The sequence below is a fragment of the Frankia sp. BMG5.23 genome, assembly GCF_000685765.2.
GTDB classification, from domain to species: Bacteria; Actinomycetota; Actinomycetes; order Frankiales; family Frankiaceae; genus Frankia; species Frankia casuarinae.
Map to the genome: position 1 here is coordinate 11,754 of NZ_JDWE01000027.1, position 18,947 is coordinate 30,700.

Annotated in this window: 23 protein-coding genes; 17 read left to right on the forward strand and 6 right to left on the reverse strand. The window is 69.9% G+C overall.

The window, feature by feature from the left end; genetic code table 11:
* Nucleotides 1-217: 217 nt before the first annotated feature.
* The 16 genes from rpmE to BMG523DRAFT_RS13630 all read left to right on the forward strand — a co-directional run bounded on the left by rpmE (nt 218) and on the right by BMG523DRAFT_RS13630 (nt 14,647).
* Nucleotides 218-454 carry a 50S ribosomal protein L31 gene (gene rpmE / locus BMG523DRAFT_RS13555; RefSeq protein ID WP_011438097.1) on the forward strand — a complete coding sequence of 79 codons (237 nt, stop codon included), beginning with the start codon at nt 218-220 and terminating at the stop codon, nt 452-454.
* A 128-nt stretch (nt 455-582) separates the two neighbouring features.
* Nucleotides 583-1,656, forward strand: a complete 1,074-nt coding sequence (gene prfA, locus BMG523DRAFT_RS13560) for a peptide chain release factor 1 (protein ID WP_011438096.1) — start codon at nt 583-585, stop codon at nt 1,654-1,656.
* A complete protein-coding gene (gene prmC / locus BMG523DRAFT_RS13565) occupies nt 1,653-2,669 on the forward strand; it encodes a peptide chain release factor N(5)-glutamine methyltransferase (protein WP_083494826.1) in 1,017 nt (338 codons plus the stop codon). The genes prfA and prmC overlap by 4 nt, the downstream gene beginning before the upstream one ends.
* Before the next feature lie 34 nt (nt 2,670-2,703).
* Nucleotides 2,704-3,354 (forward strand): L-threonylcarbamoyladenylate synthase, encoded by a 651-nt coding sequence (locus tag BMG523DRAFT_RS13570; protein WP_011438094.1) that lies wholly within the window; start codon nt 2,704-2,706, stop codon nt 3,352-3,354.
* 352 nt (nt 3,355-3,706) lie between these two features.
* Nucleotides 3,707-4,963, forward strand: a complete 1,257-nt coding sequence (gene glyA / locus BMG523DRAFT_RS13575) for a serine hydroxymethyltransferase (RefSeq protein WP_011438093.1) — start codon at nt 3,707-3,709, stop codon at nt 4,961-4,963.
* 107 nt (nt 4,964-5,070) lie between these two features.
* Complete coding sequence (locus BMG523DRAFT_RS13580; protein ID WP_011438092.1) at nt 5,071-6,180, forward strand: MraY family glycosyltransferase; 1,110 nt, start codon at nt 5,071-5,073, stop codon at nt 6,178-6,180.
* Nucleotides 6,177-6,611: a hypothetical protein gene (locus BMG523DRAFT_RS13585; protein WP_011438091.1), complete on the forward strand. Its 435-nt coding sequence runs from the start codon at nt 6,177-6,179 to the stop codon at nt 6,609-6,611. The genes BMG523DRAFT_RS13580 and BMG523DRAFT_RS13585 overlap by 4 nt, the downstream gene beginning before the upstream one ends.
* Nucleotides 6,581-6,805: a hypothetical protein gene (locus BMG523DRAFT_RS26510; RefSeq protein ID WP_011438090.1), complete on the forward strand. Its 225-nt coding sequence runs from the start codon at nt 6,581-6,583 to the stop codon at nt 6,803-6,805. Before BMG523DRAFT_RS13585 ends, BMG523DRAFT_RS26510 begins: the two co-directional genes overlap by 31 nt.
* A gap of 665 nt (nt 6,806-7,470) precedes the next feature.
* Entirely contained in the window at nt 7,471-8,340 is an 870-nt protein-coding gene (atpB, locus tag BMG523DRAFT_RS13595; RefSeq protein WP_035732856.1) for a F0F1 ATP synthase subunit A, read from the forward strand.
* 65 nt (nt 8,341-8,405) lie between these two features.
* A complete protein-coding gene (locus BMG523DRAFT_RS13600) occupies nt 8,406-8,642 on the forward strand; it encodes an ATP synthase subunit C (RefSeq protein WP_011438088.1) in 237 nt (78 codons plus the stop codon).
* A 15-nt stretch (nt 8,643-8,657) separates the two neighbouring features.
* Nucleotides 8,658-9,248, forward strand: a complete 591-nt coding sequence (locus BMG523DRAFT_RS13605) for a F0F1 ATP synthase subunit B (protein WP_011438087.1) — start codon at nt 8,658-8,660, stop codon at nt 9,246-9,248.
* 2 nt (nt 9,249-9,250) lie between these two features.
* On the forward strand, nt 9,251-10,081 hold the full coding sequence (locus tag BMG523DRAFT_RS13610; RefSeq protein ID WP_011438086.1) for a F0F1 ATP synthase subunit delta: 831 nt from the start codon (nt 9,251-9,253) through the stop codon (nt 10,079-10,081).
* A 116-nt stretch (nt 10,082-10,197) separates the two neighbouring features.
* Nucleotides 10,198-11,856 (forward strand): F0F1 ATP synthase subunit alpha, encoded by a 1,659-nt coding sequence (gene atpA, locus BMG523DRAFT_RS13615; RefSeq protein ID WP_011438085.1) that lies wholly within the window; start codon nt 10,198-10,200, stop codon nt 11,854-11,856.
* A 3-nt stretch (nt 11,857-11,859) separates the two neighbouring features.
* Nucleotides 11,860-12,756: a F0F1 ATP synthase subunit gamma gene (locus BMG523DRAFT_RS13620; protein WP_035732850.1), complete on the forward strand. Its 897-nt coding sequence runs from the start codon at nt 11,860-11,862 to the stop codon at nt 12,754-12,756.
* A gap of 194 nt (nt 12,757-12,950) precedes the next feature.
* Nucleotides 12,951-14,390, forward strand: coding sequence for a F0F1 ATP synthase subunit beta (gene atpD / locus BMG523DRAFT_RS13625; RefSeq protein WP_011438083.1), 1,440 nt, complete (start codon nt 12,951-12,953; stop codon nt 14,388-14,390).
* A complete protein-coding gene (locus BMG523DRAFT_RS13630; protein ID WP_011438082.1) occupies nt 14,390-14,647 on the forward strand; it encodes a F0F1 ATP synthase subunit epsilon in 258 nt (85 codons plus the stop codon). The genes atpD and BMG523DRAFT_RS13630 overlap by 1 nt, the downstream gene beginning before the upstream one ends.
* 77 nt (nt 14,648-14,724) lie before the next feature.
* Here BMG523DRAFT_RS13630 and BMG523DRAFT_RS13635 read toward each other — a convergent pair whose 3' ends face one another.
* The 5 genes from BMG523DRAFT_RS13635 to BMG523DRAFT_RS13655 form a co-directional block, all read right to left on the reverse strand.
* Nucleotides 14,725-14,901 (reverse strand): type II toxin-antitoxin system PemK/MazF family toxin, encoded by a 177-nt coding sequence (locus BMG523DRAFT_RS13635; protein ID WP_235463143.1) that lies wholly within the window; start codon nt 14,899-14,901, stop codon nt 14,725-14,727.
* Nucleotides 14,826-15,116 carry a hypothetical protein gene (locus tag BMG523DRAFT_RS13640; protein WP_023841095.1) on the reverse strand — a complete coding sequence of 97 codons (291 nt, stop codon included), beginning with the start codon at nt 15,114-15,116 and terminating at the stop codon, nt 14,826-14,828. The genes BMG523DRAFT_RS13635 and BMG523DRAFT_RS13640 overlap by 76 nt, the downstream gene beginning before the upstream one ends.
* Nucleotides 15,117-15,186: 70 nt before the next feature.
* The gene (locus tag BMG523DRAFT_RS13645) at nt 15,187-15,759 is read right to left on the reverse strand and encodes a cob(I)yrinic acid a,c-diamide adenosyltransferase (protein ID WP_011438080.1); all 573 of its coding nucleotides are present in this window, start codon (nt 15,757-15,759) and stop codon (nt 15,187-15,189) included.
* A gap of 41 nt (nt 15,760-15,800) precedes the next feature.
* Entirely contained in the window at nt 15,801-16,625 is an 825-nt protein-coding gene (locus tag BMG523DRAFT_RS13650; protein WP_011438079.1) for a protein phosphatase 2C domain-containing protein, read from the reverse strand.
* Between the two features lie 19 nt (nt 16,626-16,644).
* Nucleotides 16,645-16,881: a hypothetical protein gene (locus BMG523DRAFT_RS13655; RefSeq protein WP_235463137.1), complete on the reverse strand. Its 237-nt coding sequence runs from the start codon at nt 16,879-16,881 to the stop codon at nt 16,645-16,647.
* A gap of 222 nt (nt 16,882-17,103) precedes the next feature.
* Here BMG523DRAFT_RS13655 and murA point away from each other — a divergent pair, with 222 nt between their 5' ends.
* Complete coding sequence (gene murA, locus BMG523DRAFT_RS13660) at nt 17,104-18,378, forward strand: UDP-N-acetylglucosamine 1-carboxyvinyltransferase (protein WP_235463138.1); 1,275 nt, start codon at nt 17,104-17,106, stop codon at nt 18,376-18,378.
* A 60-nt stretch (nt 18,379-18,438) separates the two neighbouring features.
* Here murA and BMG523DRAFT_RS13665 read toward each other — a convergent pair whose 3' ends face one another.
* Nucleotides 18,439-18,825 carry a hypothetical protein gene (locus BMG523DRAFT_RS13665; RefSeq protein WP_011438075.1) on the reverse strand — a complete coding sequence of 129 codons (387 nt, stop codon included), beginning with the start codon at nt 18,823-18,825 and terminating at the stop codon, nt 18,439-18,441.
* Nucleotides 18,826-18,947 lie beyond the last annotated feature (122 nt).

Sequence of the window (18,947 nt, forward strand, 5' to 3'; positions counted from 1 at the left end):
GTGGGGACCCCTGGCCCAGGGCGCCGTTCGGGGTTTCCGCGCGATCGCCTTCGGCGATCTTGCTGGGGGGTCGTCGGGGGGCTTCGCCGCAGTGTGGGGACCCTTGCATCGGCTGGCGGTCGGTGCATCCGGCCTCTGGCAGACTGGCAGCAGACCGGCTCCGGTTCACGTCGTCCACGCGAGACGACGACCCGGCGGCCACTTTGAAAGAGGGATCATGAAGCCTGACGTCCACCCGACCTACCACGAGACGACGGTCACCTGTACCTGCGGGAACACCTTCACCACCCGCAGCACCAAGGAGAACGGCGTCGTCAACGCCGAGGTCTGCTCGCAGTGCCACCCGTTCTACACCGGCAAGCAGAAGATCCTCGATGTCGGCGGCCGGGTCGAGAAGTTCGAGCGCCGGTTCGGCCGGCGGCGCCCCGGCGAGAAGGTCGGCGGCGCGAAGTAGCTCGGCCGCGGCGCCCGTCCGGACTCCGGACGGGCGCCGTTCGCGTCTGGGACGGACGATACCCGTCCCACCGACCCCCTCCCGGAACCGTGACGCGTTCCAGGACCATGACGTGCGAAGGAACCACGATGACGTCCCCGCTCGACGGCCTGATCGCCGAGCACGCCGAGATCGAGGGGCAGCTCGCCGACCCGGCGGTGCACAACGACCCCGCGAAGGCGCGCGCCCTGAGCCGTCGCTACGCGCAGCTCGCCCCGGTCGTGGATCTTGCGCGCGAGCTCGACCGGGTGGAGGGAGACCTCGCTGCCGCCCGCGAGCTCGCGCTGCTGGACCCGTCGTTCCGGGACGAGGTCCAGGATCTCGGCGAGGAGCTGGCCCGGCTCAACGACCGACTGCGGGCCTACCTCGTCCCGATCGACCCCGACGACGCCCGGGACGCCATCCTCGAGGTCAAGGCCGGCGCCGGTGGCGAAGAATCGGCGCTGTTCGCCGGAGACCTGCTCCGGATGTATCTGCGCTATGCCGAACGGCGCGGCTGGAAGACCGAGATCCTCGACGCCAACCCCTCCGACCTCGGCGGTTACCGTGATGTCAGCGTGGCGGTGAAGGCCCGGGGACCCGCGGGCCCCGGGGACGGTGTCTATGGCCGGCTGCGCTTCGAGGGCGGGGTGCACCGCGTCCAGCGGGTGCCCGTCACCGAGTCCGCCGGACGTATCCACACCTCGGCGGCCGGGGTCCTGGTGCTTCCGGAGGCCGAGGAGGTTGATGTCGAGATCGACCCGAACGACCTGCGCATCGACGTGTTCCGCTCGTCCGGCCCCGGTGGGCAGAGTGTCAACACCACGGACTCCGCGGTCCGGATCACCCATATCCCGACCGGTGTGGTGGTCTCCTGTCAGAACGAGAAGAGCCAGCTACAGAACAAGGAGTCCGCGCTGCGGATCCTGCGGGCCCGTCTGCTCGGGGCGGCCCGGGAGAAGGCCGAGTCGGAGGCGTCGCTGGCGCGTGCCAGCCAGGTCCGCACGGTGGACCGGTCGGAGCGGGTCCGGACCTACAACTTCGCCGAGAACCGGATCAGCGACCATCGGGTCGGCTACAAGGCACACAACCTCGACCAGGTGCTCGACGGGGAGCTCGACGAGGTCCTCGACGCGCTGGCCGCCGCGGACCTCGACGCGCGGCTGGCGGCTCAGGCGTCATGACCGGCCCGCCGGCCGCGCAGGGGCGCTCACGGGGCACGGAGCAGGAGCAGCCGGGCCGGGGTGCGTCCCCGCATCCGGGCTCCACGGATCCCCTGAGCCCGGTGCGCCACGCGGCCGACCTGACACCGCTGGGCGCGTGGTTGGCGGCGGCGACCGACCGGTTGCGTGCGGCCGGGGTGGCGAGCCCCCGCGCCGACGCCGAGCAGCTCGCCGCCTTCGTGCTCGCGGTGCCCCGCGGCCGGCTGGCACTGCTCGACGACGTCACGGCGGCGGCGGCGCGGCGGCTGGACGATCTTGTGGCCAGGCGCGCGCAGCGGGTGCCGCTGCAGCACCTGACCGGTGTCGCCGGCTTCCGCCACCTCGATCTCACCGTCGGCCCCGGGGTCTTCATCCCGAGGCCCGAGACGGAGTCCGTCGTCGAATGGGCGCTTACAGAGCTCACCGGCTCCGCCGGGGCCCGGCGGCCGGGACCGTTGTGCGTCGATCTGTGCGCGGGCTCGGGGGCGATCGCGCTGTCCCTGGCGGCGGAGCTGCCCGGCGCGACGGTGCACGCCGTGGAGGTCGACCCGGCGGCGGTGGTCTGGCTGCGACGCAACATCGCCGGCACCGGTTTTCCCGTGACGGCGCACGCAGCCGACATCGCCGCGGCGCTGCCCGAGTCGCTCACCCGACTCGCCGGGACGGTCGACCTGATCATCAGCAATCCGCCGTACCTCCCCGACGCCGACCGCCACACGGTGGAGCCCGAGGTGGGCGAGCATGATCCGGCCCGCGCCCTGTGGGGGGGGCCCGACGGGCTCGACGTGGTGCGTACGGTTGTCGGGGTGGCTGCGCGGCTCCTGCGGCCAGGCGGTCTCCTCGTCATCGAACACGCCGACGGCCACGGGGTGTCGGCGCCCGAGCTGCTTCGCGCCGACGGTCGCTGGTCGCACGTGGCGGATTATCGGGACCTGGCCGGCCGGGACCGGTTCGTCGCCGGCCGGCGCGGGGCGTCCCGTGAGCCCCGATCCTGAGGACGAACCCTGATCCTTGAGAAGAGGACGGGCAATGGAACGTTTCGACTGCTCTGACGAACGGGAGCGGGCCCGCGGTCTCGACGCGGCGGTCAGCACCGTCGCCCGGGGCGGGCTGGTTGTGCTCCCCACCGACACGCTCTACGGGCTGGGCGCCGACGCCTTCGATCGGGACGCGGTGGCCTCGCTGCTGGCGGCAAAGGGGCGTGGCCGGAACATGCCGGTTCCGGTCCTGGTCGGCTCCTGGCGCACCCTCGACGGGCTGATCGAGCGGATGACCCCCCAGGTCCGGGAGTTGATCACCGCATTCTGGCCGGGCGGGCTGACGCTGGTGGCCCGGCACACCCCGTCGCTGCGCTGGGATCTCGGGGAGAGCCGGGGCACGGTGGCGGTGCGCATGCCCCTGCACCCGGTGGCGATCGAGCTGCTGGGTCGGACCGGGCCGATGGCCGTCTCCAGCGCGAACATCAGTGGCCAGCCTCCGGCGACGACGATCGACGAGGCGCTGCACCAGCTCGGCGGTGCCGCGGATGTCTATCTCGACGGGGGACCGTGCCCGGCCGCCGTCCCCTCGACCATCGTCGACTGCACCGGGGAGGTGCCCGTTGTACTGCGCAGCGGCGCGATTGGCCTCACCGCGCTGCGTGCGGTGCTGCCGCTGATCCGGGAGCCCGTGAACCGATGAGCCCGTGAACCGATGAGCCCGTAGCTCGCAGGCGACCCCGCGTGCCGGAGCCGGTCCGGACGGTCCGGGCCGGGATACGGTCCGGGCCGGGGTGGGGTGGGCATGACGCCGCTGATCGTCCCGGCGGGAGAGTCCCGTACGATCCTGAACCGGGTCGCGGGGCGATGGTCACAGCGGGTGGCTTCGGGTAGATCCGGGTGGATGGTGTTCCCGGGCCAGAGGAGCATGGGGTGACCGGGTCGCCCGCGCGGCGGCACCGGTCATCGGCTGCCGGTTGTGGCGCGGTTGCCGGTTGTGGCGCGGTCGCCGTTCCAGCGCGGTCGCCGTTCTAACGCAGGAGGTTAGAAACGTCATGAGCACCCCGTTCTGGGGCCCGGACTTCGACCAGCTGAGCGCGACGGATCCGCAGATCGCGGAGGTGGTCCTCGATGAGCTGGACCGGCTGCGCGGCGGCCTGCAACTCATCGCGAGCGAGAACTTCACGTCCCCGGCGGTGCTGGCGGCGCTGGGCTCGACGTTGTCGAACAAGTATGCCGAAGGGTATCCGGGTCGGCGTTACTACGGCGGTTGCCAGGTGGTCGACCGGGCCGAGGAGATCGGCATCGCCCGGGCGAAGCAGCTCTTCGGCGCGGAGCACGCCAACCTGCAACCGCATTCGGGCTCGTCGGCGAACTTCGCCGTGTACGCGGCGCTACTCACGCCAGGTGACACGGTCCTGGCGATGTCGTTGCCGCATGGCGGTCACCTCACCCACGGCAGCAAGGTGAGCTTCTCCGGTAAGTGGTTCAACGTGGTGGCCTACGGCGTGCGGGAGGACACCGAGCTGATCGACTACGACCAGGTGCGGGAGCTCGCCCGCCAGCACCGGCCCAAGATGATCATCTGTGGGGCGACGGCCTACCCACGTCTGATCGACTTCGCCGCGTTCCGCTCGATCGCCGACGAGGTCGGTTCGTGGCTGATGGTGGACGCGGCGCACTTCATCGGTCTGGTCGCCGGGGGCGCGATCCCGAGCCCCGTTCCCTACGCCGACGTTGTCAGCTTCACCACCCACAAGGTGTTGCGCGGCCCGCGAGGGGGCATGATCCTCGCGCGTGAGGAGCTGGCTTCCCGCATCGACAAGGCCGTGTTCCCGTTCAGCCAGGGTGGCCCGCTGATGCACGCGGTCGCGGCGAAGGCCGTCGCGTTGCGGGAGGCGGCCTCGCCCGCTTACGCGCAGTACGCTCGCCAGGTGGTGGCCAACGCGCAGCGGCTCGCCGACGAGCTTGCCGCCGAGGGCATCCGGCCCGTCGCCGGTGGCACCGACACCCATCTCGCCCTGCTCGACCTGCGGGAACTCGGGGTCAGCGGCAAGGAAGCCGAGGCGCGTTGCGACGCGGCCGGCATCACCCTGAACAAGAACGCCATTCCCTATGACCCGCAGCCGCCCGCGATCTCCTCCGGCATCCGGGTGGGAACCCCGGCGGTCACCACCCAGGGGATGGGCGAGGGGGAGATGAAGGAGATCGCGGGGCTGATCGCCCACGCGGTGCGTGAGCCGGAAGCCGCCGCCGACGTCGCTGCGGCGGTGTCCGCGCTCGTCGCCCGGCATCCGGCCTATCCGCGGTAGGGGTCGATCCGCGGTAGGGGATCAGGCGGTTCCGCACGGCCGCGGCAGTAGGCGGCAGTAGGCGGCAGTAGCCGGATCCGGGTCCGGCAGGCGGGAGATGCCCGACGGTGCGCGAGTACCTGCTCGTCTTCGTGGTCTCGGCGGCGGTGACCTTTCTCGCCACGCCGGTGGCACGCGTCTTCGCCATGCGCATCGGTGCCGTCGCCGGGGTACGTGCCCGCGACGTCCACTCCACCCCGACGCCCCGGCTGGGGGGCCTGGCCATGCTTGCCGGGCTCTACGCCGGGTTCGGGGTGGCGGACCGCCTGCCGTTCCTCTCGGTGGTCTCCCAGGACTGGTCGGAGATCCGGGCGGTGCTCGTCGCCGGCACCTTGATCTGCCTGCTCGGCGTCGCCGACGACCGATGGGAACTGGACTCCCTGACCAAACTGGCCGGGCAGGTCGCCACGGCCGGCATCATGGTGCTCCTCGGCGTCCAATGGACGTTTGCGATCAATCGGGACAGCGAGACGACGCTGAGCCTGGGACCGGAGACCGCGGTCCCGCTGTCCATCCTCGCCACGGTGGTGCTTATCAACGCGATGAACTTCATCGACGGCCTGGACGGCCTCGCGGCGGGCGTCGCGGCGATCGCCGCCGGCGCGACCTTCTACTTCGCCTATCAGATCGCAGTGATCAACGGCTTCTACCGGGCCTCCCCGGCGGCGCTCCTGGCCGCCGTGACCGCCGGGGTCTGCATCGGGTTCCTGCCGCACAATTTCAATCCGGCCCGGCTGTTCATGGGGGACTCGGGCTCGATGCTCATAGGCCTGCTGTCGGCCGCATCGATGATCTCCGTGACCGGTCAGGTGGCCTACGGGGGTTACGCTGGACCCTCACGGTCGTACCCGTCGCTGATCCCGTTGGCGATACCCCTGGCCGTGCTCGCCGTTCCGTTTCTCGATCTCGGGCTCGCGGTCGTCCGGCGGACGAGGGCGGGGCGCTCGCCGTTCGCGGCGGACAAGATGCATCTCCACCACCGCATGCTGGAAATCGGTAATTCGCACGTGAGGGCGGTTCTCTTCATGTATTTCTGGGCGGCTCTGGTCGGGTTCGGAGGTGTCGCCGCGTCGTTCTCCAACTCCCCGTTGCCGATCCTGGTCGCCACCGTCGGAGTGGGCCTCGCGGCCCTGATCGCGCTGCTGATCAGGACCCAGCGATCGGCGCGGCGCGCATGATCGTGCCGGCGGCCCGGGTGATCCGGCTGGGAGCGGCGCTGACCGGGGTGCTGGCGGTCCCGGCGGTGGGGCTCGCGGCGGTCCTGCGCGGCGGGACGGGCGCCCTGAGCGCCGCGGTCGGCCTGATGATCGTCATGGCGTTCTTCGGCATCAGCAAGGTGGCGGTCGGGGCCGTCGCGCGCCGGGCGCCGCATCTGCTCCTGCCGGCGGCCCTCGGCACCTACGCGGCGAAGGTAGCACTGCTGGGTGTCCTGCTCGTGGTGATCCAGGACACGGAGGCCCTTGACCTGCCGGCCTTCGCCTGGTCGATTTTCGCCGGGGTCTTCGGGTGGATGGGTGCCGAGCTCTGGGTCGCGACCCACACCCGGATGCCCTTCTACGACCCGGAGCGTCCCGGCGCGTGGGACGCCTCGCGCCGTCCGCCGGTCTGATGACCTCGGGGGGAAACGGTCCCGGCGAGGCGTGGAACGTCTTCGGCACGTTGATCGCCGGAATGCTCTTCTGGGGACTGGTCGGTTTTGGAGCGGATCGCCTTCTCGGCTTTCACGTGCTGTTCCTGCCGATCGGACTGACCGTCGGCCTCGCCGCCGCGATGTACCTCGTGATCTATCGACTTACCCGGTGAGAGGGCGGATAGCCAGGCTTCCGGCCAGCTCGGCGGTCTTGGCGAAATACGCTCCGTTGGTCCTGTTCGCCCAGTTCGTTCGGCCTGACCGTTCTGTCCCGCTTGTCCTGGTAGTTCCGTCCTGCTGGACCTGGCTGTACCGACCGCCCCGGCTGTTCCATTGAATCGGGCCGGTCCTCGCCGTCGATGACCTCGAAGGTCATCGACGGCGCAACCGATTCCGGTCAGAGTGGACCCAGGTCGCCGAGACGGGGAAGGGAGAGCCGAATTATGCTCATCTGGCAGACGTTGTGACGCTACTGGGCGTAGCCGACGGCGGGAGATGGGTGCAGCTGGAAGCCGCGTGTCATCAACTCGTCGCGCTGTGTGGAATGGGTAGCAACGGAGTGAAACCCATAGACAACGCGCGGATGAACCAGCGCGAACGTCGAAGCGAGTCCGTGCTTGTGGGGTGCCGGTGTGGATAGTATCGCGGGCAACAGGACGTCGGCCTGCCGACACCCATCAGGGCCTGGGCTTGTCGAGGTGTCCTTCGGAGCGCTGTACCCGGTTGGCGACGGGTCGTTCTTCGGTGTGAGCGTGTCGTGCGAACCCGGTAGGGTGGAGGCAATCTGCCGCCGAGCACGGCAACCTTGCCGGGCCGTGAACGCGCTACCTAATCGATCATGGAGGTGTTTGTCGTGCCGGTCCTCGCCGACGAGGGCTTCGAAGGCCCCACCAAGGAGGTCTTCCAGACTCCGCACTGGTTCGATGTCGGGATCGGCTCGGTCAATCTCTACCTCAACAAGGCCACCGCGCTCACGATCTTTGCTGCACTGTTTGTCGGTGTGATCTTCTGGTTGGGATTCCGCCGAGCTAAAATCATACCTCGCGGCCTCCAGAACCTGTGCGAGTCGGCCTACGACTTCATCGATCTGCAGATCGCCCGGGGTGTCATCGGCGAGAAGGGCACGAGGTACACGCCCTACCTGCTCGTCCTGTTCAGCTTCGTGTTGATCTGCAACGTGCTCGCGGTGGTGCCCGGGGCCCAGTTCCCGGCGACCTCGCGCATCGCCGTCCCGATGGTTCTGGCGCTCGTCACGTACGTGTTGTTCAACTACGCGGGCATCAAGGCCAACGGCGCCGGTCCGTACTTCAAGGAGATGATTGACCCGGCTCCCACCGCGCCGCTGTGGATCCGCGTGCTCCTGGCGCCGATCGAGATTCTCTCGACCTTGATCGTTCGGCCCTTCACGCTGGCGGTCCGGCTCTTCGCGAACATGTTCGCCGGGCACATCCTGCTGCTGGTCTTCTCGCTGGGCGCGGACTACCTGCTGCCCAAGCCCCCCTATGTGTTCGGCGCCGCCTCACTGCTGGTGGCGATCATCCTCACGGCGTTCGAGCTTGTCATCGACGCTCTCCAGGCGTACATCATCACGATCCTCACAGCCGCCTACATCGGCGGTGCGATGGTGCACGGAGAGCACGAGGTAGCTCCGTCCGAGGAACTCGCCTCGCCTGCTCCGGCGGGCGTGCCGGTATCGGCCCGGGCCTAGATTCCCGACACACCCTTCCAGCACCGGCGAGTCCCGGTGCCCGACTGAATAGGAAAAGCACCGCAATGGCAGACATTCTCGCCGCCAAGGACGCTGTGAGCGGAAGCCTGGGCGCCGTCGCCTACGGCCTCGCCGCCATCGGTCCCGGTATCGGTATCGGTCTCATCTTCGGCCTGGGCGTCCAGGCGATCGCCCGCCAGCCCGAGGCCGAGCAGGTCGCCTTCCGGTACATGCTCATCGGCTTCGCCCTCGCCGAAGCCCTCGCGCTCATCGGCTTCGTCGTTCCCTTCGTCTTCCCGTAAACCGGCGGGGCAATCATGAGCGCGACATCCATCCTTATCGCCGCCGCCGAGAGCGGGCACTCCGACGAGAACGTTCTGATCCCGCCGCTGAGTGAACTGCTCATCGGAACGTTGTCGTTCGCCTTGCTCGTGGCCTTCTTCTTCTGGAAGATCAGGCCGCAGATCGCCAGGACCTACGCGCAGCGCACCGAGCGGATCGAGGGCGGGCTCGCCCGCGCCGAGGCGGCGCAACGCGAGGCGCAGGCCCTGCTGGAGCAGTACCGCGCCCAGCTGGCCGAGGCTCGGACCGAGGCCGCGCGCATCCGCGAGGAGGCGCACAGCGAGGGCCGGCAGATCACCGAGGAACTCCGCGCCGCGGCGCAGCGCGAGATCGCCGAGATCAAGGCCCGGGCGGACGCCCAGCTCGCGGCCGACCGGGCGCAGATCGTCGCCCAGGTCCGCCGGGAGGTCGGTGAGATCGCGGTCGATCTGGCCTCGAAGATCGTCGGATTCCAGCTGGAGAGCAGCGCCACGCAGAACCGGCTGATCGACGACTTCATCGCAGCGCTTGACAACTCGGCCGAGGGCGTCGGTACCGTGGCCGCACCGGTCAGGCCGGGAGGCTGACGGTGGAGGGAGCCAGCAGGCACGGCTTGGCGGCCGCGCGGGCGACGCTCGACGAGGCAACCGCGACGGCACCGGGCGCGCCCCGCCCGGTGGACGCCGGGCGGATCGCCGAGGACCTCCGGGCCGTCGCCGAGCTCCTCGCCCGGGAGCCGGCCGTGCGCCGCGCCCTCACCGACCCGGGGGCACCCGTGGCCGCGCGCACGGAGCTGGTCACCCGGCTGTTCGGAACTCAGCTCGCCCCGGCGAGCCTGCGGATCGTGCACACGGCGGTCGGGGCGCGCTGGTCGCGGCCGTTCGATCTGCAGTACGCGCTGCTCGAACTGAGCGTCGAGGCGCTGCTCGTCGAGGCGGAGCGGGACGGGGCGCTGGAGGAGGTCGAGGACGAGCTGTTCCGGTTCGGCCGGATCCTCGACCAGAACGCTCCGCTCGCGCTCGCGCTGACCGACCCGGCCGCGCCGGCGGCAGTCAAGGACAGGCTGCTCACCCGGCTGCTCGCCGGCCGGGCGCACCCGGTCACCGTGCGCCTGGTCCAGCAGGCGGCGGCCGACCGGATCCACGGCGACGTCGAGCGCCGGCTGGCCGAGTTCAGCCGGATCGCCGCGGCCCGCCGGGGTCGGGTGGTGGCGATCGTCCGTACGGCGGTTCCGCTGAGTAGCGAAGTCGTCGCCCGTCTGGGTGCGGCGATCAGCCGGTACTTTGGCCGCCAGATCCAGCTGCAGGTCGATCTCGACCCCGACATCCTGGGTGGTGTCGTGGTCCAGGTCGGCGGCGAGGTGGTGGACGGCAGCGTGCTGCGCCGGTTCGTCGCCGCCCGCCGGGCCCTGCTCCGATAGGCGGCGACCGTGACCACGATGATCGTGACGGTCCCCGTCGCCGCGACCACCGCGGACCCGCATCCCGACCCGGGGCGACCTGCCCTGCCCGCAATGAAGGACGAAGGACGTAAGCGATGACTGAGCTCTCCATCCGGCCGGAGGAGATCCGCGACGCCCTGCGGGAGTACGTCGACTCTTTCCAGGCCACCTCAGCCGGCCGTGAGGAGGTCGGCCGGGTCGTCGTCACCGGTGACGGCATCGCCCGGGTCGAGGGTCTCCCGCACACGATGACCAACGAGCTGCTGGAGTTCCACGGCGGTGTGCTGGGTCTCGCGCTGAACCTCGAGGTCGGCGAGATCGGAACCGTCATCCTGGGTGAATCCGAGAACATCGAGGAGGGGCAGGAGGTCCGCCGCACCGGCCAGATCCTCTCCGCTCCCGTCGGTGACGGCTTCCTCGGCCGGGTCGTCGACCCGCTCGGGCGGCCGATCGACGGCCTCGGGGAGATCGTGGCCGAGGGATCCCGGGAGCTGGAGCTGCAGGCGCCGACGGTCGTCCAGCGCCAGCCGGTGAAGGAACCCCTGCAGACCGGTATCAAGGCGATCGACGCGATGACGGCCATCGGCCGTGGTCAGCGCCAGCTGATCATCGGCGACCGGCAGACCGGCAAGACGACGGTGGCCATCGACGCGATCATCAACCAGCGGGACAACTGGACCTCTGGTGATCCGTCGAAGCAGGTCAAGTGCGTCTACGTGGCGATCGGCCAGAAGAAGTCGACAATCCGCGAGGTGGTGAACTCTCTGGAGGAGGCCGGCGCGCTGGCCTACACCACGATCGTGGCGGCGCCGGCTGACGAGCCGGCGGGCTTCAAGTACATCGCGCCCTACACCGGCTCGGCGATCGCCCAGCACTGGATGTACAACGGCCAGCACGCGCTGATCGTCTTTGACGACCTGACCAAGCAGGCCGAGGCCTACCGCGCGATCTCGCTGCTGCTGCGCCGTCCGCCGGGCCGCGAGGCCTACCCGGGTGACGTCTTCTACCTGCACTCCCGCCTGCTGGAGCGCTGCGCCAAGCTCTCCGACGAGCTCGGCGGCGGCTCGCTGACCGGACTGCCGATCATCGAGACGAAGGCCAACGACATCTCGGCCTACATCCCGACGAACGTCATCTCGATCACCGACGGGCAGGTCTTCCTGGAGTCCGACCTGTTCAACCAGGGTGTCCGCCCGGCCATCAACGTCGGCACCTCGGTGTCCCGGGTCGGCGGTAGCGCGCAGGTTAAGGCGATGAAGTCGGTCGCCGGCCGCCTGCGGCTGGACCTCGCCCAGTACCGCGAGCTCGAGGCGTTCTCGGCCTTCGGTTCCGACCTGGACAAGGCCTCGCGGGACCAGCTCGCGCGCGGCGCCCGCCTGGTCGAGCTGCTCAAGCAGCCGCAGGGCCAGCCCTTCCCGGTCGAGCGCCAGGTCGTGTCGATCTGGGCCGGAACCACCGGCAAGCTCGACGATGTGCCCGTGGCGGACATCCGTCGCTTCGAGTCGGAGTTCCTGGACTTCGTCGGCCGGTCTTACCCGGGGGTGTACGACGCGATCGTGACCACCGGCAAGCTCAGCGACGACACGATCGCCATGCTGGAGTCGGCCGTCGCGGAGTTCAAGAAGCAGTTCACGCTGTCCGACGGCAAGCCGTTGGTCAACGAGCCGGCGCCGAGCCCGCTCGACCCGGGGCTGGTGCGGCAGGAGTCGATCCCGGTGCACCGGCCCGCGGCGCGCAAAGACGACGAGGGCTGATCCATGGCGGGCCAGCTTCGTGAGTACCGGCGGCGCATCCGGTCGGTGCAGTCGACGAAGAAGATCACCCGAGCGATGGAGCTGATCGCGGCTTCCCGCATCGCCAAGGCGCGGGCGCGGGTCGCCGCGGCCCGCCCCTATGCCGAGGAGATCACCCGGGTGATCGAGGCGGTCGCGGCGCAGACCACGATCGACCATCCGCTCACCACCGAGCGGCCCGGGGCGGCCCGGGCCGCGGTCGTGGTGATCACCAGCGACCGGGGGTTGGCCGGCGGGTACAGCTCGAACGCGCTGCGGCGCACCGGGGAGCTCATCGAGCTGCTGCATTCGGAGGGCAAGGAGACCGACCTGCACGTCGTGGGCCGCAAGGGAACGGGCTACTACCGCTTCCGGGGACGTGCGATGAGCGGCGAGTACACCGGTTTCTCCGAACAGCCGTCGTACGCGGACGCCAAGTCGGTCGCGGACGCGCTCATCGCGGCCTTCATCGCCACGAGCGAGAACGGCGGGGNGGACGAGATCCACGTGGTCCACACGGAGTACGTCAGCGCCATCACCCAGACGCCGGTCGCCCGCCGGTTGCTGCCGATGGTGCTCACCGAGACCGACGAACCGCCGCGTGGCGGTCCGCTGCCCCAGTATGAGTTCGAGCCCTCCGCCGAGGGGGTGCTCGACGCGTTGCTGCCGCGCTACGTGGAAAGCCGGCTCTATGCGGCGCTGCTCGAGTCGGCGGCGTCGGAGTCGGCGGCGCGACAGCGGGCCATGAAGTCGGCTACGGACAACGCCGAGGACCTCATCAAGAGATACACCCGGCAGGCCAACCGGGCCCGACAGGACGCCATTACTCAGGAGATCTCCGAGATCGTCGGTGGCGCCAACGCTCTGGCTTCGGGAACCTGATATGGGTGGGCGGCGGTTCACACTCGTGTGGCCGGACTCGTGTGACCGGAACCGATGAGGACAGCGACGACAACAGAACGTGAAGGACGACGCCGAAGGCGGAGCGCGCGCGACGCGGGCCGTTCCGTCCCAGGTGCCAGCGAACGCGAGCCCGAGGCTGCGGCGGCGGGCATTGATCGGAAACTGAGGACGCCATGACCGTCACCACCAGCTCGCCGGCCACGGCACCGGGCCGGACCCCGGGGATCGGCCGGGTCGCCCGAGTCATCGGACCGGTTGTCGACGTGGAGTTCGCTCCCGACGAACTCCCCGAGATCTACCAGGCACTGCAGGTCGACCGGACCATCGGCGACGAGACGCTGACGCTGACGCTCGAGGTCGCCCAGCACATCGGTGACAACACCGTGCGGGCCATCTCCATGCAGCAGACCGACGGTCTCGTCCGGGGCGCGCCCGTCCACGACACCGGCGCGCCGATCTCGGTCCCGGTCGGCGACGCCACCAAGGGCCACGTGTTCAACGTGCTTGGCACGCCGCTCGACGTGAAGCAGATCGAGGCCGAGACGTACTGGCCGATCCACCGGTCGGCGCCGGCGTTCGACCAGCTCGAGTCGAAGACCGAGATGTTCACCACCGGCATCAAGGTCATCGACCTGCTCGCGCCGTACGTGCGCGGCGGGAAGATCGGCCTGTTCGGCGGTGCCGGCGTCGGCAAGACCGTCATCATCCAGGAGATGATCCGCCGGGTCGCCAAGGAGTTCGGTGGCGTCTCGGTGTTCGCCGGGGTCGGCGAGCGTACCCGTGAGGGCAACGACCTGTTCCTGGAGATGACCGAGGCCGGCGTCATCGAGGACACCGCGCTGGTGTTCGGCCAGATGGACGAGCCGCCGGGTACCCGGCTGCGGGTCGCGCTCGGCGCGCTCACGATGGCCGAGTACTTCCGGGACGTCCAGAAGCAGGACGTGCTGCTGTTCATCGACAACATCTTCCGGTTCACCCAGGCCGGATCCGAGGTCTCCACGCTGCTCGGCCGGATGCCCAGCGCCGTCGGCTACCAGCCGACGCTGGCCGACGAGATGGGTGTGCTCCAGGAGCGCATCACCTCGACCCGGGGCCACTCGATCACCTCGCTGCAGGCCATCTACGTGCCCGCGGACGACCTGACCGACCCGGCGCCGGCGACGACGTTCACCCACCTCGACGCCACCACCGTGCTCGACCGGGCCATCTCCGACCTGGGTATCTACCCGGCGGTGAGCCCGCTCGACTCCAACTCCCGGATCCTGGACGCGCGCTATCTCGGGCAGGAGCACTACGACACGGCCCGTGAGGTGCAGCGGATCCTGCAGCGCTACAAGGACCTGCAGGACATCATCGCCATCCTCGGTATCGATGAGCTCTCCGAAGAGGACAAGATTCTCGTCAACCGGGCGCGGCGGATCCAGCGGTTCCTGTCGCAGCCGTTCTTCGTGGCCGAGCAGTTCACCGGCATCCCCGGCAAGTTCGTCCCGCTCGACGAGACGATCGACTCGTTCAAGCGGCTCACCCAGGGCGACTTCGACCACCTGCCGGAGCAGGCGTTCTTCATGTGCGGTGGCATCGAGGACGCGGAGAAGAACGCGGAGAACCTGTAATGCCGATCCGGGTGGCGATTGTCTCGCCCGAGCAGGAGGTGTGGTCCGGCGACGCCGACATGGTCGTCGCCCGGACCACCGACGGTGATCTCGGCGTGCTGCCCGGCCATGTGCCGCTGCTGGGTCTGCTGGCGCCGGGCGGAACGGTCCGGGTCAAGACCGGTGGCCGGGAGATCTCGGCCTCGGTGGACGGCGGCTTCATCTCGGTGACACACCAGGGTGTCAGCATCCTCGCCGAGACCGCGAAGCTGACCTGAGTTTCCCGCGGCCAAGGGCGCGTTCTCCGCATCGGGGGACGCGTCTTTCGCGTCACGTCACAGGTCGCGACAGGGCCCTACAGGCCCATCAGAAACTGCAGGGCCTCGGTCATCCGCAGCAGATGATCGGGACCCACGACGCCGAGCCGGCGACCAAAGCGCTGCTGGGACACCGATTTCACGTCCTCGACCTTCGCGTAGCTTGTCTCGCGCAGACCGGTGCCGCCGGGCGCGAGCTCGACGTGGGAGGGCAGCCCGCAGCGCCCCCCGCCTCGGCGGAGCGCTCGGCACCGAGCTCGTCCCAGGCGAGCGAGTCGGTCGCGAGGCGGTCGTACCCCTCCTCGAAGCCGCGCCAGAACAGCTCGCGCTCGTAGGCCTCGCCGGCCTGGCCGATGATCGTCTGCATCTGCTGGCCGGTGGTCGCGGCCATGGCCGCGACCCGTTGCCGCGTCCTGTACCTCACGCGCACCGTGGTACTCATGATCGTCAGTCATCAATTCGGTTGACTGGCTTGGCGACCCTCGGGTATCGAGCGGGTCTCAGGCGTGCGCCCCCGGGCGCCAGAGCACGTCCCCCTCGGGGTTCGCCACCCGGGCGAGGATGAACAGCAGGTCCGACAGTCGGTTGAGATAGCGGGCCGGCAGCGGGCCGGTGCGGTCCGGCTCGGCCTCGAGGAGGGCCCAGACGGACCGTTCCGCCCGGCGGGCGACCGTGCGGGCGACATGCAGCAGCGCCGCCCCGGCAGTCCCTCCCGGAAGAATGAAGGAGGCCAGCTTCGGCAGGCCGGCGTTGAAACGGTCACACGCCTCCTCGAGCCGTTCCACGTAGGCCTCGGTGATCCGCAGGGGTGGGTAGGCCGGCGCCGGGTCGACCGGGGTGCACAGATCCGCGCCGACGTCGAAGAGGTCGTTCTGGACCTGGCCGAGCACCGCCCGCAGCTCGTCGGGAAGCCCGCCGAGGGCGAGGGCCACGCCGATCGCGGCGTTCGCCTCATCCACGTCGGCATAGGCGGCCAGCCGCGGATCGGTCTTCGCCACCCGCGACATGTCGCCCAGCGCCGTCGTACCGTCATCCCCGGTGCGGGTGTAGATCCGAGTCAGGTGCACTGCCATGGGGACCACTCTAGGCAGTCGTTGACCGCGCGGCCGGGTTGTCAGATCCGGGCGTAGAGCGCGGTCGCGTCGTCGCTCATCCCGAACCGGGGGAACCGCGAGCAGTCCGGGTCGGCCCGTTCCGCCGCCCGCAGCCGTTCCAGCAGTATGGCCTGTTCGCCGCGGGCGAGCACGTCGACAAGGGCCGCGTCGTCGGCGACCAGGCTGAAGGGACGGACGGCCCGGGCGTAGCCGTCGGACAGCGCCACCAGCTCCGTGCCGGGTTCCACCGGCATGGTGGTGACGAACGCGTGGTCGGCGGCAGCGGTGACGTCACCGAGGATCCAGGACCCGGCCGCGGTGTTGCGCTGCCGGCGGCGTTCGCGGGTCATCGTGTGTGCCCGTCCGTAGGCCTGCGCGACATCGATGCCGCGTGCCAGCTCGGCGCGGACCGGTTCGAGCAGCGCCTCTTCGACCCCATCGAACTGGGGATCGGTGAAACTGACCACTTCCCCGCCGGGATGACGGAGCAGCACCGGGCTGTCCCCGAGGAGGTACAGATCGAGTAGCGGGCCCCGTTGCCGGGCGAGGGCGATCGTGGCGGTCGGGAACCGACCCGCGGCGAGCCCCAGGCGCCGTCCCTCGGCGCGGACATGTGCGATCAGCTCCCGCACCACCTCGGGCAGGGATCTATCCCGCCAGGGGACCGTGGCGAGGAAGGCGTCGGCCGCGCCGCTCAGCCAGGCCGCCGAGGACCGGCCGCTGATCGTCGGATCGTCGTGCAGCGGCGTCGCTCCGTCGATCACCCACAGGCCATCGGCGCGGGAACCGGCGGCATCCTCATTGTGGAGCTTGTCCGACCGGCTGATGGACCGCAGCACACGCACCCGTTGGCCCCCACCGTGGTCATGAGAACTCCGTCATGAGAAACCCCGCCACCACGAGTATCGTCCCGACGACCGCCGCGACGACCCGACGCCGGGCCGGTTCGGTCCCCACGAGCAGGACGTGAAAGCCCCAGAAGACGAGCAACGTCACGCCGCCAGCGAGCGTGAGAAGGCCGGCGGCCGGTCGGGCCGGCTGCCCCGCAGCGACGTTCGCGGCGGTGGTGATGAAGGCGATCACTGCCGCGAGTAACCCCATGATCTCCAGGAATCGACGAGGTCCGTACGCGGTTTGTGCCGGCTTTCGCAATCCGGGTGGCGGACGCGGTGGCCGGACGGCTCGAGCCGTTTATCCGCACCCACGACGGGGTGTCCGTCCTTCCGTCCGACGCAGCGGAATGAGGCGACCGCGCAGGGTTGCGCCGGTCGGTCCGGCGGGTGGCGGTGAAGATCTTCAGGCCAGGACCTAGCATCGAGGTTCGTGGAGCGCTTCGTTGTGACAGGCGGTACCCGGCTGGCCGGCGAGGTCGCCGTCCCGGGCGCGAAGAACTCGGTATTGAAGCTGATGGCCGCGAGCCTGCTGGCCGCGGGCCGGACGATGCTGTCCGCCGTTCCTGACATCCTGGACGTGTCGGTGATGTCCAAGGTGCTGGCGGGGCTCGGTGCGACCGTCGAGCGGGACGCCGCCGGCGGGCGGCTGAGCATTGAGGTGCCCCAGGCTCCGGGCGTCGCGGCCGATGGTGAGCTGGTGCGGCAGATCAGGGCGTCGGTGGCGGTGCTCGGTCCGCTGGTCGCCCGCCGTGGGGAGGCGCGGGTCGCCCTGCCCGGTGGGGACGCGATCGGATCGCGCGCGCTCGACATTCATGTCAACGGCCTGACCAAACTCGGTGCGCTGGTTGACGTCGAGTCCGGAGTCCTCGTCGCGCGCTGCTCCGGCAGGCTGCAGGGAGCCTCGATCTGGCTCGACTTCCCCAGCGTGGGCGCCACCGAGAACCTGTTGATGGCCGGGGTTCTCGCCAAGGGGACGACGGTGATCGACAATGCCGCCCAGGAACCCGAGATTGCCGACCTGTGCGCGATGCTGACGGCGATGGGCGGGCGTATCGACGGCGCGGGATCGTCGACACTGATCATCGACGGGGTCGACCAGCTCACCTCGGTGGAACACCGGACGGTGGCGGACCGCATCGTCGCCGGCACGTACGCCATCGGCGCCCTGATGACCGGTGGCGACGTGCTGATCCGGCACGGTCAGGCCGCCCACCTCAGCATCGTCCTAGAGAAGCTGGTGCAGGCCGGTGCCGAGGTCGACGTCCGGGACGACGGATTCCGGGTCGTCGGACGGGGACAACCCCGGTCGATCGACGTGGTGACGCTGCCGTACCCCGGCTTTCCGACTGATCTGCTGCCGCAGATCATCGCGTTGGAGTCGGTTAGCCGGGGTACCTCCCTGATCACCGAGAACATCTTCGACAGCCGGTTCGCCTTCTGCCGCGAGCTGCACAAACTCGGCGCCGACCTGCGTACGGACGGCCACCACGTCATCGTCCGGCCCACCGCGCGGCTGTCCGGCACCCGGGTGACGGCCTCCGACGTGCGGGCCGGCGCGGGTCTCGTGCTCGCCGGCCTGGTTGCGGACGGCGTCACCGAGGTAAGCGACGTCCACCACATCGACCGGGGATACGCCCGGTTTGTCGAGAACATGACGGACCTCGGCGCCGACATCCGCCGGGTCTCCGACCGCGCCGTAGCCTGATTTCACCGGCATCGGCCTGATCCCGCTGGCATCGTGACCCCGCCGGCCCGGCCGGCGGGGTCAGGTGGGCGACTGGCGCGAGCCGAGCAGGTTCACGAGGGCACGGGCGGCTCGGTTCGCGTCCGTGCCGAACACGAGCACGTGGCGGCGGTCCCGCGGCCGGGCGATGATGTTCCCGGCGGCGTCGATGCGAATCGGACCGGCCGGTGCCGTGGCCCAGGTCGAGCGGATACCCCGCGCCCACAGCGCCGCGCGGAGCCGAGTGATCTCGGCGGGGGTGTCCACGGTGGCCACCGGGACGAGCAGACCGAAGTCGTGGCCGGGGACGGAACCGGCCGGCCGCGGCCGTGCCGGAGCATGGGCCCAGCGCCCGATCGCCATCAGCAGGCCGACGGCCAGCAGCGCGATCAGCGGCTCGAGGAGAAGTGCCCCGGCCGTTGCGGGCATCCCGCACCTCCGATCGTGCCGCTCTTCGACGCCACCTTGCATCGTCCCAGACATCCTCGCGACGGACCTGGATCCGGGCCTCGACACCTCCACGGAATCCGACAGAGGAAACATCGCCCGTC